We start from the raw sequence: 13,876 nt of genomic DNA on the forward strand, positions 1-13,876 counted from the left end.
ATGGAATTTGTTGGTGAACATGTCATCCCTGCGCCGATCGACAAGGTATGGGTTGGGCTAAACGATCCCGAAACCCTCCGGCGCAGCATTCCGGGCTGTTCTGAGATGCTGCAGACCGGAGACAGGGAATTCACGGCATCGGTGGTCGCGAAAGTCGGGCCGGTTTCCGCCACGTTCAAGGGTAAGGTGGAATTGAGCGACCTCGATCCGCCCTTCGGCTATATACTATCGGGGCGAGGTCAGGGAGGCCCGGCAGGCTTTGCGAAAGGCTCGGCGAGGATCAGGCTGACGCCGCAGGGAGACCGCACGCTACTCGCCTATGTTGCAGATGTCGACATCGGCGGCAAACTCGCAAGCGTCGGGGGGAGGCTGATCCAGAGCATCGCAAAGAAAAATGCGGAGGATTTCTTTTCCAGTTTTTCCGCCGTGCTTTCCGGCGGAACGGGCCAGACCGGCGAGCAGCCAAATGGTTCTTCCGACGGGCATGAGCACTCGCCCCCAGGCCCGACATCGGCGACCGCTCATATACCGTTGATCGACCGGATCGCCTGGTTGCTGGTCGGTATGGCAATCGGCGTGGCGGGTACGCTTGTGTCGGGAGTCATGCAATGAATATTACAGACTGCATCAAGTCCCTGGAGCCGAAGCTGATCGAATGGCGCCGTCAATTGCACGAGCACCCGGAAACGGCCTTTGAAGAGCATCGAACAGCGGCCTTCATTGCAGAAAAATTACGGGATGCCGGCCTGGAGGTACACGAAGGGATCGGGCGCACGGGCGTTGTCGGCGTATTGCGCAACGGGGAAGGGCCCTCTGTTGCATTGCGGGCCGATATCGACGCTCTCGACATCGCCGAGGCGACGGGTTTGCCCTATGCCTCGAAGGTGCCCGGCAAAATGCACGCCTGCGGTCATGACGGCCATACCGCGATGCTGCTCGGCGCCGCCCGTCTGATGGCGGCCAATCCTCCCCGCGGAACGGTCGTTTTCATCTTTCAGCCAGCGGAGGAGAACCATGGCGGCGCCATGGTCATGATCGAGGACGGCTTGTTCGATCGCTTCCCGGTAGACCGCATATTCGGGATGCACAACTGGCCCGGTCTGCCGGTAGGCACATTTGCAATCCATCCCGGCCCGATGATGGCGGCCCAGGACAATTTCGAACTGAAGATCATCGGAAAGGGCGCCCATGCCGGCATGCCGCATCAGGGGATCGACCCGATCCTTGTCGCCGGCCAGATCAATACGGCCTGGCAGGCAATCGTCAGCCGCACGCTGAGCCCGGCAGATGCAGCGGTGATCAGTATTACGCAGATCCACGCAGGCGATACCTGGAACATCATTCCGGACACGGTATTAATTCGGGGCACGGCGCGATCGCTGACGCTGGAGGTGCGCGACCGGCTTGAGGCCGAGATGGCGCATCGCGCGCGGCTGGTGGCGGAGACTTTCGGCGCTCGAGCTGAGTTGGATTATCAGAGGCGTTATCCGGCGACGATCAACACAGAGGCGGAAACCGACATCGCCAGGGCGGCTGCGCAAACCGTGTCCAAGGAGGGTTTGGTTTATCAGGATATGCCGGCGAGCATGGGCGCAGAAGACTTTTCGTTCATGCTTCGGAAGAAACCGGGGGCCTACATCTGGATCGGAAATGGCAGTGCGGACTGTGGGCGAAATCTCCATAGTCCGGGTTATGACTTCAACGACGAGGCTCTCACGCTCGGTGTTCAATACTGGATGCAAGTCGCCCATCGCGCGCTTGCACTCAATAGTCTCGCTTCCTGACCGGACCGTGCTCCGCGGATCTTGTCGCAAAGCAGCCGGAGCCGATGCTCGGCATCGTTATGTCTGGATGGCGCCCGCTTGGTAAGGTGACTTCCGAGATGGTTGAGGTTGGCGGGTCGGGTGCAAGTATGTCTCCGGTCCGTAAGCGCGGCTTGATCATTGCGATGGCGGGCATCCCAACGCTCGCCGGGCTCTTGCGGGTCATACCGACCGGCCGCATCATTCTTTACCGGGCTCCACTTGGGGAGGCGATCATCATGAGCGCGGAGCCGAAGTGAGGTTAACCGCGTCTTGGTAGCTGGCGGTTGTGGCCGGAACGGGCTTGGGCGGGAGATATTCGACCTGCGGTACCCGTGGAATGTTGGCCTGCGAATAAGCTTCCGCCGATTTGAACGGCTGCGTTTGAAAGAAGCGGAGTTTCTCCGCGAAGATCGGGCGTTGTCCTTCGGTGAGGAGGATCATCCTATCTTCCGGCATTTGTCGGATTTCCTGAGGCATCATCAGATCACGATCTCGGATCTGTTCGACCTTGGTCCGTCGCGGTAAACCGAAAAATTCGATCGTTCGCGATTCCGATTGATAGCGGATTGTGCGTTTGCCGAGCGCCCGCGACGCGTATTCAGCCGTCGCCTGGTCGTTGGCGCCGAGGACGAGCTGATAGCCGCAATTACCAAGCAGGGAGTGACGCGAGGTCTCGCCATAGATTTCATCGAGGTTCTTCAAATCCTGGATGATGAAGGCGAGTTTGATGTTATAGCCGGCGACATAAGGCAGCTTCATCATGATCTCATCCATCCGCCTCAACTGACGGAACTCGTCGAGGAGGAAATAGACCGGCAGCGAATTCTGATCGTGCTCGAGCGTGAGAATATCCATGGCCTGTTGCACGAACAAAGTAAGGAGGGGGCGCAACAGCGTGATATCCCTCAGACTTGGCGCTAGATAAATGGAGATCGGCCGATGCTTCATGGCATGGAAGTTCATGTCGGTAACGCGTGTCGCTGCAACGACCCGTTCATTCTTGAAGGGGCGCATGGCCTTTTGGATATCGAGAAGAGCGGACGCGGCGGCGCGGTCGGAAAGCGCGATAAAGGAATTGAAGCTCTCCATCGTGAACTTCGAAAGGCCAGGTTCTTTCTCCTTGACGCATTTCATCAACTCCTGAAGATTGAGGCCTGTATTGAAAAAGGAATTGACCTCTGCGAGATTGCGACGGTCTTTATAAAACGGGCTTTCCAGCACATAGCTGATGACGCCGGCAAGCGCCTGTTGCGCGGTCGCTTGCCAGATCGAATTTTCAGAGTCGATATTTTCAGGGACGAGTATATTGGCGATGTTTTGAATGTCGGCGGTGCGGTCACCGCGTTCTGTGCGAACGAAATCGAGGGGGTTGTAGCAGTTTGTCGTTACCGCCCCCGGTGCGAACAGAAATACCTCGCTGCCGTCTCGACGGCGATATCCGGCGGTTGCCCTGAAAATCTCACCTTTCAGATCGGTGACGATCATCGAACCTTGGTGCATCAGGGCATTGGGAATGACGTAACCTGCACCTTTGCCCGAGCGTGTCGGGCCGATAATGACGTGGTGCCGATCGTCCTTGACCCTTAGAATTCTTGATCCCAGCCGGCCGAAGATATGGCCCTTTTTGCGAAACCATTTGCCACGTCGAAGCGAAGCCCTGTCCTGAAATGCCGCGTCGCCTAAAGGGTTCGTGGTCGGTTTTAGACCAAGATGGGCCATGAGACCGGCGACCAGCGTGGCTGGCACCGCTGCCCAAAGTGCGACTTTCTGTAGGACAGGGTCGGTCGGATAGAACCAGAACTGCTGGATCGGCGAAAAGGGATTGCTCGTGATCGTGGCCTTGAGAATCCGTCCATCCTCGTAGAAAAGCTGAAGCCCCAGGCCGTAGGCGAGCAGCCAGACAAACAATGCGATCGCGGCGCAGAAGCACAAGTAGAAGCTTTGGAACTGTCTGATCACGGCTCGTCTCGCGCAAAGAAAATCTCAGAGACGCTCCGCTTGCCGCCTTCGCGGCGCAACTGGATGACGACCGGGATGACCATCCGGATGTAGGACATGAGGTCGTGCTTTAAGAAGCCTGAAGAGATACCGGCCTGCTGGATCATCATTGCAAGCTGTTCGTAGGCGCCCAAGGGTGTATCGGCATGGACCGTGGACATGCTGCCGGGATGACCGGTGTTGATGGCGCGAAGGAAGGAAAAAGCTTCACTTCCGCGAATTTCGCCCATGAACAGCCGATCGGGGCGCATGCGCAATGAGGCTTCGAGCAAACTTTGGATCGATACATCGGCCGTACCCTGGTCACCTTTCGAGGCAACCAGGTGGACCGTGTTCGGCTGGGGAGGGAAAAGTTCTCGTGTGTCTTCGAGCGTGATGATCCGCTCATGTTGGGGGATACTCTTCAGGCAGGCGTTGAGGAATGTCGTCTTGCCGGAGGACGTGCCGCCGCTGATCAGGATGGAGACCCGCTGACTGATCGCCGTATGAATGAAGTCGTAAATCCTGTTTGCTCGCAGATGCCCAACCAGCGTGTGATCGAGGTCGCTGAGGTCGCCGACGGCAACCGACACCTTGTCCAGCGAGCCGTTGTCCCGATATTCCTCGAGCGTAAAATCATTGATCACCTGTTTGCGGATAGAGACCGAACCGCCGCCGGATGCAGCCGGCGGCAAGACGATCTGGATGCGTTCGCCGGTCGGTAGTGAGGCGCTGAGGATCGGCTTTGTACGGCTGACAAACTGGTCGGTCGCCGCTGCAACCCGCTCGCCTATATTCTGGATTTCGTCAGCCGTTAGGCTGCTGATGTGATGATGCTCCATATATTCGGCACCACGTCGCTCGATATAGACATGGCCAGGCCCGTTGACGGCAATCTCCATGACCGCCGGATCGTCAAGGAACCGCCGAAGCGGTTCGAGGGCGCGATTGAGGAAATAATAATGATCGCGCCTGGTCGACATGACATTACCTGTCGCGACGTTCACGTCGGATCTCCTTCATTGCTTCGGTGATCGGATCGTCATAAAGGGCGCTGAAGTCGAGGTCTTGGCGCACATAGACAAAGATGCGCTCGCCTTGAGGAACATTGATCGTCGGCGCGATGCGCAGGTTTTCCGAAAGAACGGTATTCGCCATATTGCTGAAGGTCTCAGCGATCGTTTCTCGCGCGAGCTCTGCGCCACGCTCTGCGTCATCGCCGTTGCCAGAAGCCCGTTCGCTGCCGTATCCCGTCAGATAGCTTGCGCCAGCACCGACGATCGACAACATGATCGAGGCGCCGAACCGTTCACGGAACTTGTTGTCGACATGGCCGGTCAATCCAGACCTTCCCAGCCCGTCGGTGGCAATTGAATCAAGTCTGACGGAGACGCCATCGTCGCGGATGAGACGGGTCCAGATGACAAAAATGCGCTTTTGACCACGCGTGATCTCTGACTGGTATTCTCCAATGAGGCGGGTGCCGGTCGGGATTAGGATGCGTCGACCGTCGAAAGAATAGACGTCTTGTGACGTAATGGCCCTGATTTGGCCGGGCAGATCGCTATTAATCGCCGTTTCCAAAATGCCGGGGATCAACGTTCCTTCGGTAATCATGGCATCGATCCGCTCGATCCGGCGGGCCTTGGCGCTACGGCTGGCCAGATTGGAGGCTGCATTGAGATATGTGCTGTTGCGATCGGCGCCGGCGACCGTCACGCCTGAACTGCCTTCGTTGCGGAGGCTACGACCATCATTGCCGCCGGCGATTTCATCCATTGCAATCAGCTTTGACATGTACCGTTTCGGAAAAGCCTCCTCGATAGGTGAAGGGGGCATTGGCGGCTGAGCCACCTCTTTCGGCGGAGGTACGTCAAAGGTCGTCGTCTCGGGAGGCGGTTTTTCCGGGGGAGCGGGTGGCGGCAGATTGATGACAGGCTGCTCGGGGGCGGGCGAGGGCTTTTCTGTTTCCCTCAGAAAGGACGGCGGCCTGAAGGTCGTCGTCTGAAATTCCTCGTCGCTCTGGATGTTCTCGGTGTTTTTTTCGCCGGAGGTCGTGACGACGAGGTACGCGGCGGCAATCCCGCCCAGAAACAGGGCTATTGCTCCAAGCCTTTGGTCTCGTCGAGCGTTTCGATCCTGGACCGGCGTGTCGTCGGCCGCGGCCATCGCCTCTAGTTCCGGGCTTAACTTCATCAGTTGCCGCTCCTTCGCCGCTTCGTCGCATTCCTGTCCAAAGCCGGCCCGAAAAAATCAGGGTTCGGGACGCCGAAGTCAGGCCTTTCAAGATTAAAGATGCAGGTCCATTGGTTGCCGTCGCGAAGCGTGTATTGCGTGGCGATACCGTCGACGACGATGTAATCGCCCTCTTTACGGAAGTTGCGCAGGGTCTCGGAGAAATCGGATTGGACGGCAAAGATCGCGGGGACAGCCTTTTCAAACCGAAAGAAGGTCTTCTTGCCGTCATCAAAGACCATGCTGGGTTTCAGGGCCGGATCGCCGGAAAACGAATAATCGATATTGACGTTTGCCCTGTCGATATTGGCGATATTGGGATAGGCGGCCCGATCCTTGGCCTCCTGGCGCCATCGCGCGTTCAGGTCCTTGTCGGGATAGACGAAGCGAATGGCAAATACCTGCTTACCATCGTCCGGAGCGTGATCATTGAGCTCGAGGAAATAGATCCTCTTGGTCGTTACGATGTTCATGTTGGTGTCGACGTTTCGTGCGATGGGCTTTACGAAGAGGATGTTGCCCTTTTCTGAGGGGGCGACCTGCCAGCTGTCGGTATCTCCAAGCGAGATCGTTTCGAATTCCTCATCCTCGTCGAAGATGATCATGGTGGAGATGCCGTAGGTTGCGGGCACTTCCAGCACGTTGTTCGCCTGATAGACGACACTTGTAACGCGCCGGTCGAGCGATCCTGGCCGTGGCGCCTGACTTGCGAACGCCTCCACCGTGATGAGGACTGCAAAAGCCGGGAGAAGAAGCAACCTCATTGTCCGGCATCTCCTGGCGTGACCGTTTCCTGATCGCGACGGTAGTCATAGACTTGGAAGCCCAACGGATTTTCGAAGCGCCACGCATTGGTTGCTGGCGATTCCGTATAGCGATAGCGGACAACGGAAATGTAGTGGCGGGTGATCTGACCCGTGTCCGATTTCTCCGTCGTGGAAAACCGAACGAGGGCGGTGCTGGGGTTTGAGAAGGTGACGGACTTGAGGTCGACGGTGACTTTTTTATCCTTGCCGTAGATTCTCGCGGGATTGTCCGGGTTTGCCGCGCTATAAAGCTCCTGGAGTTCGCGCGCGGCGTCATTGGTGGAAAGCAGCGCCGCGATGCCGAAATTTTCGGTCACCGCAAAGGGATCGTACCCCTCGCGGGATCGGATGTAGCGCACGACATTGGCCTGAGTGATGGCTTGCAGATCGGTTAGTTTGACCGATTTGGTAAGGCCGGATTTGACCTCCAGATAGCCTGTATTCTTGTCGACCTCGATGATATAGGGCTCGAAGCTCTTAAGTGGCACCAGCAGGATGAGTGCTGTCAGCGATAGCAGCGTGATGGTGCCGAAGACCATGGTGATGAACCAGGCGATCGCTCGCGATCGCTTGGCGCTCTTCAAGATTTCCTGTTCCCAGCGGTCGCCATCCTGAAAATAGCTTTCAAGAGCAGCATCATGCGATTTGCTCATTCGCGCGCATCCTTAAAGACACTTCCCTCGAACGGTTCACTCAATTTGGCAGGCTGTTGCTGCTGATTCGGTTCTGCATCGCTCGGGCGGTGGCATTTCGAATATTTGCCCTCATGTTTTCCATGGTCCGCGTCCTTGCTTGCATGCCATGATCGCCGATCGTGCCTGCCAAGGAGCGAGCCGCGCCGAACGTCGCTTTCGGGACGGTCACTCCCGCCAGATGTCCGGCGTCACGCGCGATCCTGCCGATACCGGCCGCAATGCCACCGGTAATGCCCTGGGCGAGTATCTGAATGTTGAACAGGACGAATGCACCCGCGCAGCAGAGCAAAAGAAAGGCGGAGATATCGCTGAGTTGAAGGCGCCTCTGGGCTGCGGCATTCGTCACCTTTGTCAATTCCGGGTCCATTGCCGCAATGAGGAAGGCTGCAACCACGTAGACGAAGAGGGGAATGAGGGCATACATCAGCACCTGCTGAAACCAAGCAGCGCCAAGGCCGCGGGATCGTTCAAAGAGCATGCAGGCGATGAAGATGGGAGCGGTGCCAATCAGCATCCACATCATCACTTTGGCAAGCAGAAGGATCGCCAGCGCCACGGCGATGAAAACGCCGACGCAAAGCATGATCAGAAAGCCGACCATGGATGGCAGGATGGAGAAGTAGCCCGATTGTTCCGCGAATGCGGAAGCCGCCTCGTTGGCCGTCTTCCAGATTAAGGACAACCCATTCGTGGGTTCGGTGATGCCGGTTCCGGTTGCGGTCAAGATCGCGCGGCCAACCTCTTCAGGCGTATCGCTCAGCCAGGCATAAAAGAGGCTATTGAAATTCTCCCACTTGCTGACGAGGGTCAGGATGACCAACATGCGCACGACGCGGCCGATGATCTCGCTGACGCTGACGCGCGCCGTTCCCATGACGAGTTGCAGACCGTAGTAGCTCACATAGGCGACAAACAGGATTGTCAGCAGCGGCATCAGCTGTTGACCAACGATACCGAAGGCTTCTTCGGAAAAGTTTGATCCTGTTTGCTCGACCCTTTCAAGAACGTCGCCAAGGAAATCGTGCATGGCCTCCGACCTTTGCTATTTTGCCAACACTGCATCGATGGCCGCCAGGGCGGCAGCCGAGGTGTCGCTGTTGACCCGGGTCATCGGTCCACATTCCTGTCTCGGATCGGGAGCCAATCCGGTCAGGTGCTTCGGTCTCTTGCAAGGTGCGGTCTTTTCTTTGTAGGCAGTACCGCAACCGACAAGACCGACCGAAACCATGAAAAAAAGAAATACCTTGCCGCTCATGGTGCGTTACTCGTCACTATAGCTGAGCGCTTTTTGGGAGTTCGAGATATCCGTGAGCCGGCGTTGATTATCTGCCTGCAGCGAGGACACAGCGCCGTTCATGACGCCAATCAGCTCGTTGATGGTCAGGCCCGCTTCGACCTGAAGCTGGGTGTTTTGGTCGATCGAGCCTTTGATGTCCTTGGCCTGACCGATGCTGGAGCCGGCCTGTTCGAATGATGCGCGGCGGGTCTGAACGGCTTTTTGGGAACCGGTAACGAGTGCGGCGACGCCGAGCACCGTCTTCACCATCTCCTCATAGGACTTGTCGCCGGAAAACGAACTGCTTTCCTTGCCGGAGAGGGTCCTTACCAGTTCCAGGCTGTTGAGAAATGTGGTTGCGACCTGCGAGACGTCTCCGCTTACGCTCCCAAAGTTCGCGACTCCACCCGATAACAATTTGTCGAATGAAGGCATCTGCGACGCGCTGAAGCCATTGCCGACCGCGAGGTTTTGCATGCGGTTTGCGTCACCGGCGCGATCGCCGGTCACAGCGTCGAGCGTTTCTTCGGTTGTTTTCAGGACTTGCCCGTTCGTCTCCAAGATCTCGCCCGTCGTCTGGGCGGTTCTTCTCGCGATATCGAGATTTGCGTTGTCGATGACTGGCACCTGAGCGAACGCGGTGGATGCAACCGGCAGTAAACATGCGATGAATAAGAATTTCTCCATGGTCGTTTTCCTCATTCAGCGTTCAATATCAGCGCTATATCGGCCTCGCGTTCGCGCCTCTGTGCGCAGGCCTTTCGGTTAGGCTCCATTCATGCCCTTGTCGGAGATTGCAGACGCCACCCGAGACGCGATCTTAACCTCTTCACCATTTTGGGCAGTGCCAAAAGCAGGGTTGACGCGACCGACAACGGGCACTTGTGGCATCGCCGGACCGGAGACGCCGACTGCCAGCGATAGGTTTAGAAGCCATAAGAGACGACCTTGCTTCATTCGCCTGTCTCCCATCCGCAGAACCGGGCAAGCCAATGTTCTGGTTGTTCGCCATAGCGTTCGCGCAAGCGCGCGCATTCCTCGATCGTTTCCTTGCGCCCGGAAAGCACTTTGATGAGATCGGGCATTGCGGTGAGATCAAGCCTAGCGATGACGGAGTCATTGCCGTGCTTGATCAGGAAGGTTCGCTTTTCAGGGGGTGTCGTTTTGATGAAGCTGAATTCCTTCATCGTCAGACCAAAGCGTTTTATGTAGCTTTCCTCGTCGGCCCGCGGGTTCGGGAAGTGGATGTGGGTCGCCGCCTGCTCGATCAGCGTATGGGAGGCTTTTGCTTTGGCGATATCGGCTGCAGATTGTGTCCCGAAGCCGACAATGCCGTTCAGCTTTCGGATGGTCTTCATCTTGTCAACGATGAAGTTGCTGAAAGTTTCGTCCATTAGGAGCTGCCAGCCCTCATCCATGAAGAACATGGCGGGGTTTCCGTCGAGCAGTTCATCGAGGCGGTGGTAAAGATACATCAGCGCCGGTGTACGCAGTTCCCCGTTGGCGAGGATGTGGGTCATATCGAAACCGAAGACGCGATGGGACGAGAAAGAAAGTACGTCCTCTGCGGCATTAAAGAGCCATGCCTTTTCGCCGTCGATCCAAGCGCGAAGGCGAGAACAAAGATCGTTGGCGTTGGCCCGCGACCGGCCCGAGAGAAGGTCTGCCAAATTTGAAAGATTTCGTTCCGATCTCGGCTCCTGCATCAGGCGGGGGATCGCTTGCTCTAACGTATCTTCGTCTTCCTGGCTGAGCGCGCTGCCATCACCAGATCGCAGCATCGCCTTGACGAGCCGCAGTAAAAAATCGCGGTTGGTTCCGGTGTTTTCCAGCTGGAGCGGGTTGAAACCTGTCGGTGTTCCGGGCGACAATACCTCATAGGAGCCGCCGATCGCCCTGACAAATATTTCGGCGCCATGATCTTTGTCGAAGAATGCGGCTTTTGGTGTGGGCGAGACCCGCATCGCCTGAGCCAACAGGAATGTCAAAGCAACCGTCTTGCCCGATCCGGTCGGTCCCGTGACAAGGAAGTGGCCGATGTCACGACGATGGAAATTGAACCAATAAGGTGTTTGCGATGTCGTCTCGAGAATGGTGATCGGCCAACCCCAATGGGTATGATCAGCCTCTCCCGTAGCGAGATTGTGCATCGATGACAGGCCGGAAAAATTTGCACTCGACAGCATTGCCTTGCGGGCGATGTAAGCGTGGTTTCCCGGCAGTTGCGCCCAAAAAGCCGCTTCGAGGTTGAGATCCTCTCTGAGCCAATTGATGTTCATGTTTGTCAGACTGGCGCCGAGTTCTGTCACGCTGCGGCTGACACCTTCCAGATCGCGAGACAGACAAAGAAGCGAAAGATGATGGAAACCAAATACGGCTTCCTGGTTCATCAGGCTATTGAGCGCGTAGTCGATGTCTTGTTCAACCGCGCTGCCGGAACCGTCCGACGCCCTGATCTGCCGCTGCAGCCGGCTGATCCGCTCCTGTGCAATCGGCTTGTCGGCTATGGAGAAGGACTGGGTGAGGATGAATTCGTGGTTCACCTGCAACAGGCTGTCCAGTAAACCCGGACCGGTGAACGGGGGATATTCCTTGATAGACAGCATCGCTCCGTAACGGGTGTCTTCATCGACGGCTGCTTGAGCCTGCATCGTTCGCTTGGCGAAATGCAACCGCGACGTGCCGACGAAGCCGTAGATTCCCATCCGCGGCAGACGCATCTTTCGCGGTATTCCACAGGTCAGGATCGTGTTGAAGAATTCGCAAGGCTCAGAGTAAGGCTCGACCTTTGCCGCATTTAACTGCTCTTCGTTTCCCGCCGGATCATCATCACGCTTCCGGTAGGTAATACCGAGCGTGCGCGCGCCGTATTTGGTCAGATCCTGCACGAGGTTTCCGACGAGTTCCTCGAGTTCCGTGACGTCATCGCGGGTGTATTTTAGCCCGGCACCTCGATCTGCTCGTGCGAACATCCGTTTAATGGAATCGCCAACGCCGAGGACGCCACGCATTCCCGACTGCACAATGGTGAGATAGATCTCGTTTCGAAACATGCGCTTGTGACGCAACTGCTCCATATAGCGGGAATTTAGAAGATCGCAGTATGGATTGTCGAACGTGCCGCCGATTTGCGCTTCGACTTCTCGACGCACGACCGTAGACCACAGCGAATAACGGCTGGAGCCGAGGGCGCGGATCATCGTGTTTTGGACTATAGCGCGCATGTTGAGTTCTGCCTGATCTTCCGTCTGAAAAAACAAGCCGTGCAGTCTGATGACGCTTAAGAGGGAGCCATTCTCCAGCCCGATCACCGTATCGGATACATGCCGCAGATATGGGATATGCCGAGACATGGGCCGCTCGCGGCCGGAAAACCGACCAAGACCGAGCTCCTGGCTGATCACTTTCCGCATGGCTATGGTCCGTACGAATTCGTGCCCCAAAGGTGCATGTTAGGCGTTCGGGGAGTTTTGCGGGAGGCCACCTGCAGCACGTCGAGGATTTTGCTGTCGCGGGCGCAAAGCGAAAACAAGACGAGATAGGTGACAGGTGCGATCAAGAGTGCCAGCAGGTCGTTCGTCGCCAACCAGCCAATGACGGTAATGCCAAAGGTGACGACGACCGCCATATAGGGCACACCCCAAAGCGTCGGCGGCCTGGTCAAGCCGATGACAAGCGGAATGAAAGTCGGTCCTTCACGCTCAAACCCGGTCATTGGTCATTGTCCGACGGCTGATATCATTTGATCGACGATGGCGGGTGCACCAAACACCAGCCCGATTCCAATGACGACCGCGCCCGCCGTGAACCAGGAAAGGCGGCCTGCAAACGCGAGGAAGCCGAGACCGATGACCGCAATGATCGCCAGAAGCCGGCCGAAGGGGCCGGTAATGAAGTCGACGATCATCTGAACCGCCGTTTCTAACGGCGCAAATGCTCCACCACCATTTGTCTGAGCCAGGGCAGCGTCTGGAGCTATGACCTGAACAGCGGCCATGACGCCTATCAGGGTCGTAAGCTTCAGCACCCGCAATCCGATGTTCTGCCATTCGTGTTCCATCGAGTTTCTCCTTCAAAAATGCATCACTCCGCCGACAAATTGGCGGCGTTGTTGCACAGCGATAACGCCAGCCTCGTTGCCGGGAGCTGGGCCTTCGATTGGGGTTTGCAGGACGCGCATCGGGCCTGTCTTTGCCGACGGCATCGGCAGGCCAAGTCGGTAGTTGATGACTTTTGCGAGGTATCTGACGGTTTCAGCAAAGGGTGGAATGCCCGCATGTTCGTAGACGCGCCGCTCGCCGCTGTTGTAGGCGGCCGCGACGAGAAGGGGGTTCTGAAACTCGTCGAAGAGCACCCGCAGGTATCTCATCGCACCGTCGATGTTTTGGGCGGGGTCGCAGATATCGTGAACGCCGAAACGAGCCGCAGTATCGGGCATCAACTGCATCGGGCCACGCGCACCTTTTGGTGAATTGCGCCGCCTGTCGAAGTCGCTCTCGACCCAGGCGATTGCTTCTGCAAAAACCTCATCGACCTGATGACGCCTGGCGGATTGGACCACCAGGCGCCTGACACTTTCCGGCGTAAGCGGTGAGGGCGCGCATTCATCAGTCTTTCGCGCAATTGTGGCGGGAGGTGCTTTCCTTGAGCTGTCAGGCCTTTGAGACGATGTAGCGATTTTAGTATCGTAGTAAATTCTGTTCGGCCATGCGGATGTCGCCGACTTTGCAAGGGAAAAGTAACGAAATAAGTTAATTTCGTTTTCCGATGTTTCATGTGCTGTCCGCGGTCCTGATCTCGGCCCCGGTGTTTCATCGAAGCTTGCCTGCGAAATCTTCCTGCGCCCCAAGGCATCCGATGATGAAGGCTCCTCCAAAGCAGGAAGATCGATTTCATAAGAAATTGAAATTACATTTGTTTTGTCAGACTCATCTCTTGCTTTCGCCTCCCCTTCGGTGATGATCAAGGTCACCAGAAGAGTGATCAACGTAGGGATTTTCAGTCGGGAAAGTTCACCGTAAGTGTGCATCGATTCCCTCATATCGGTGGCTGAGCATTTTCGACGACTGACTGCTCTTGGAG

14 protein-coding genes and 1 pseudogene are annotated in these 13,876 nt (G+C 56.8%); 3 read left to right on the top strand and 12 right to left on the bottom strand.

Translation table 11 applies throughout. From position 1 onward, the window contains the following. The 3 genes from QEO92_RS06400 (at position 1) to QEO92_RS06410 (ending at position 2,062) form a co-directional block, all read left to right on the top strand. Entirely contained in the window at positions 1-612 is a 612-nt protein-coding gene (locus QEO92_RS06400) for an SRPBCC family protein (RefSeq protein WP_081952805.1), read from the top strand. Beyond that, positions 609-1,784, top strand: a complete 1,176-nt coding sequence (locus QEO92_RS06405; RefSeq protein WP_037150235.1) for a M20 aminoacylase family protein — start codon at positions 609-611, stop codon at positions 1,782-1,784. Before QEO92_RS06400 ends, QEO92_RS06405 begins: the two co-directional genes overlap by 4 nt. A 128-nt stretch (positions 1,785-1,912) precedes the next feature. Next, positions 1,913-2,062 (top strand): hypothetical protein, encoded by a 150-nt coding sequence (locus QEO92_RS06410; protein ID WP_161784756.1) that lies wholly within the window; start codon positions 1,913-1,915, stop codon positions 2,060-2,062. Between the two features lie 16 nt (positions 2,063-2,078). On the opposite strand, the pseudogene QEO92_RS06415 reads toward QEO92_RS06410, so the two are convergent. From QEO92_RS06415 to QEO92_RS06470, 12 genes and pseudogenes are all read right to left on the bottom strand, one after another. Continuing rightward, positions 2,079-3,764 (bottom strand): annotated as a pseudogene (locus QEO92_RS06415) (type IV secretory system conjugative DNA transfer family protein); the annotation flags it as partial. Further along, positions 3,761-4,789, bottom strand: coding sequence for a P-type DNA transfer ATPase VirB11 (virB11, locus tag QEO92_RS06420; RefSeq protein ID WP_227702535.1), 1,029 nt, complete (start codon positions 4,787-4,789; stop codon positions 3,761-3,763). The pseudogene QEO92_RS06415 and the gene virB11, both read right to left, overlap by 4 nt. Continuing rightward, the gene (gene virB10 / locus QEO92_RS06425; protein ID WP_227702536.1) at positions 4,770-5,978 is read right to left on the bottom strand and encodes a type IV secretion system protein VirB10; all 1,209 of its coding nucleotides are present in this window, start codon (positions 5,976-5,978) and stop codon (positions 4,770-4,772) included. Before virB10 ends, virB11 begins: the two co-directional genes overlap by 20 nt. Further along, positions 5,978-6,781 (bottom strand): TrbG/VirB9 family P-type conjugative transfer protein, encoded by an 804-nt coding sequence (locus QEO92_RS06430; protein ID WP_037150226.1) that lies wholly within the window; start codon positions 6,779-6,781, stop codon positions 5,978-5,980. Before QEO92_RS06430 ends, virB10 begins: the two co-directional genes overlap by 1 nt. Beyond that, positions 6,778-7,476 carry a VirB8 family type IV secretion system protein gene (locus QEO92_RS06435; protein ID WP_037150224.1) on the bottom strand — a complete coding sequence of 233 codons (699 nt, stop codon included), beginning with the start codon at positions 7,474-7,476 and terminating at the stop codon, positions 6,778-6,780. Before QEO92_RS06435 ends, QEO92_RS06430 begins: the two co-directional genes overlap by 4 nt. Positions 7,477-7,516: 40 nt before the next feature. Then, entirely contained in the window at positions 7,517-8,545 is a 1,029-nt protein-coding gene (locus QEO92_RS06440; protein ID WP_037150222.1) for a TrbL/VirB6 family protein, read from the bottom strand. Between the two features lie 15 nt (positions 8,546-8,560). Continuing rightward, positions 8,561-8,773, bottom strand: a complete 213-nt coding sequence (locus tag QEO92_RS06445; RefSeq protein ID WP_037150219.1) for a hypothetical protein — start codon at positions 8,771-8,773, stop codon at positions 8,561-8,563. Positions 8,774-8,779: 6 nt separating this feature from the next. Further along, positions 8,780-9,496 (bottom strand): type IV secretion system protein, encoded by a 717-nt coding sequence (locus tag QEO92_RS06450; RefSeq protein WP_407720955.1) that lies wholly within the window; start codon positions 9,494-9,496, stop codon positions 8,780-8,782. Between the two features lie 251 nt (positions 9,497-9,747). Then, positions 9,748-12,207: a VirB4 family type IV secretion/conjugal transfer ATPase gene (locus QEO92_RS06455; RefSeq protein ID WP_227702537.1), complete on the bottom strand. Its 2,460-nt coding sequence runs from the start codon at positions 12,205-12,207 to the stop codon at positions 9,748-9,750. A 2-nt stretch (positions 12,208-12,209) separates the two neighbouring features. Further along, a complete protein-coding gene (locus QEO92_RS06460; RefSeq protein ID WP_081952804.1) occupies positions 12,210-12,509 on the bottom strand; it encodes a VirB3 family type IV secretion system protein in 300 nt (99 codons plus the stop codon). A gap of 3 nt (positions 12,510-12,512) precedes the next feature. Further along, positions 12,513-12,854 carry a TrbC/VirB2 family type IV secretion system protein gene (locus tag QEO92_RS06465; protein WP_037150214.1) on the bottom strand — a complete coding sequence of 114 codons (342 nt, stop codon included), beginning with the start codon at positions 12,852-12,854 and terminating at the stop codon, positions 12,513-12,515. Between the two features lie 12 nt (positions 12,855-12,866). Then, positions 12,867-13,823 (bottom strand): lytic transglycosylase domain-containing protein, encoded by a 957-nt coding sequence (locus QEO92_RS06470; RefSeq protein WP_227702538.1) that lies wholly within the window; start codon positions 13,821-13,823, stop codon positions 12,867-12,869. Positions 13,824-13,876: the final 53 nt, after the last annotated feature.

The organism is Neorhizobium petrolearium, assembly GCF_029854435.1.
In the GTDB taxonomy this organism is placed as follows: domain Bacteria; phylum Pseudomonadota; class Alphaproteobacteria; order Rhizobiales; family Rhizobiaceae; genus Neorhizobium; species Neorhizobium petrolearium.

Coding starts and splice junctions, on each gene's coding strand:
- QEO92_RS06465 (WP_037150214.1), bottom strand. CDS start 12,854: ATGGAACACGAATGGCAGAACATCGGATTGCGGGTGCTGAAGCTTACG.
- QEO92_RS06430 (WP_037150226.1), bottom strand. CDS start 6,781: ATGAGGTTGCTTCTTCTCCCGGCTTTTGCAGTCCTCATCACGGTGGAG.
- QEO92_RS06440 (WP_037150222.1), bottom strand. CDS start 8,545: ATGCACGATTTCCTTGGCGACGTTCTTGAAAGGGTCGAGCAAACAGGA.
- virB10 (WP_227702536.1), bottom strand. CDS start 5,978: ATGAAGTTAAGCCCGGAACTAGAGGCGATGGCCGCGGCCGACGACACG.
- QEO92_RS06445 (WP_037150219.1), bottom strand. CDS start 8,773: ATGAGCGGCAAGGTATTTCTTTTTTTCATGGTTTCGGTCGGTCTTGTC.
- QEO92_RS06460 (WP_081952804.1), bottom strand. CDS start 12,509: ATGACCGGGTTTGAGCGTGAAGGACCGACTTTCATTCCGCTTGTCATC.
- QEO92_RS06455 (WP_227702537.1), bottom strand. CDS start 12,207: ATGCGGAAAGTGATCAGCCAGGAGCTCGGTCTTGGTCGGTTTTCCGGC.
- QEO92_RS06405 (WP_037150235.1), top strand. CDS start 609: ATGAATATTACAGACTGCATCAAGTCCCTGGAGCCGAAGCTGATCGAA.
- QEO92_RS06410 (WP_161784756.1), top strand. CDS start 1,913: ATGTCTCCGGTCCGTAAGCGCGGCTTGATCATTGCGATGGCGGGCATC.
- QEO92_RS06450 (WP_407720955.1), bottom strand. CDS start 9,496: ATGAGGAAAACGACCATGGAGAAATTCTTATTCATCGCATGTTTACTG.
- QEO92_RS06470 (WP_227702538.1), bottom strand. CDS start 13,823: ATGCACACTTACGGTGAACTTTCCCGACTGAAAATCCCTACGTTGATC.
- QEO92_RS06435 (WP_037150224.1), bottom strand. CDS start 7,476: ATGAGCAAATCGCATGATGCTGCTCTTGAAAGCTATTTTCAGGATGGC.
- QEO92_RS06400 (WP_081952805.1), top strand. CDS start 1: ATGGAATTTGTTGGTGAACATGTCATCCCTGCGCCGATCGACAAGGTA.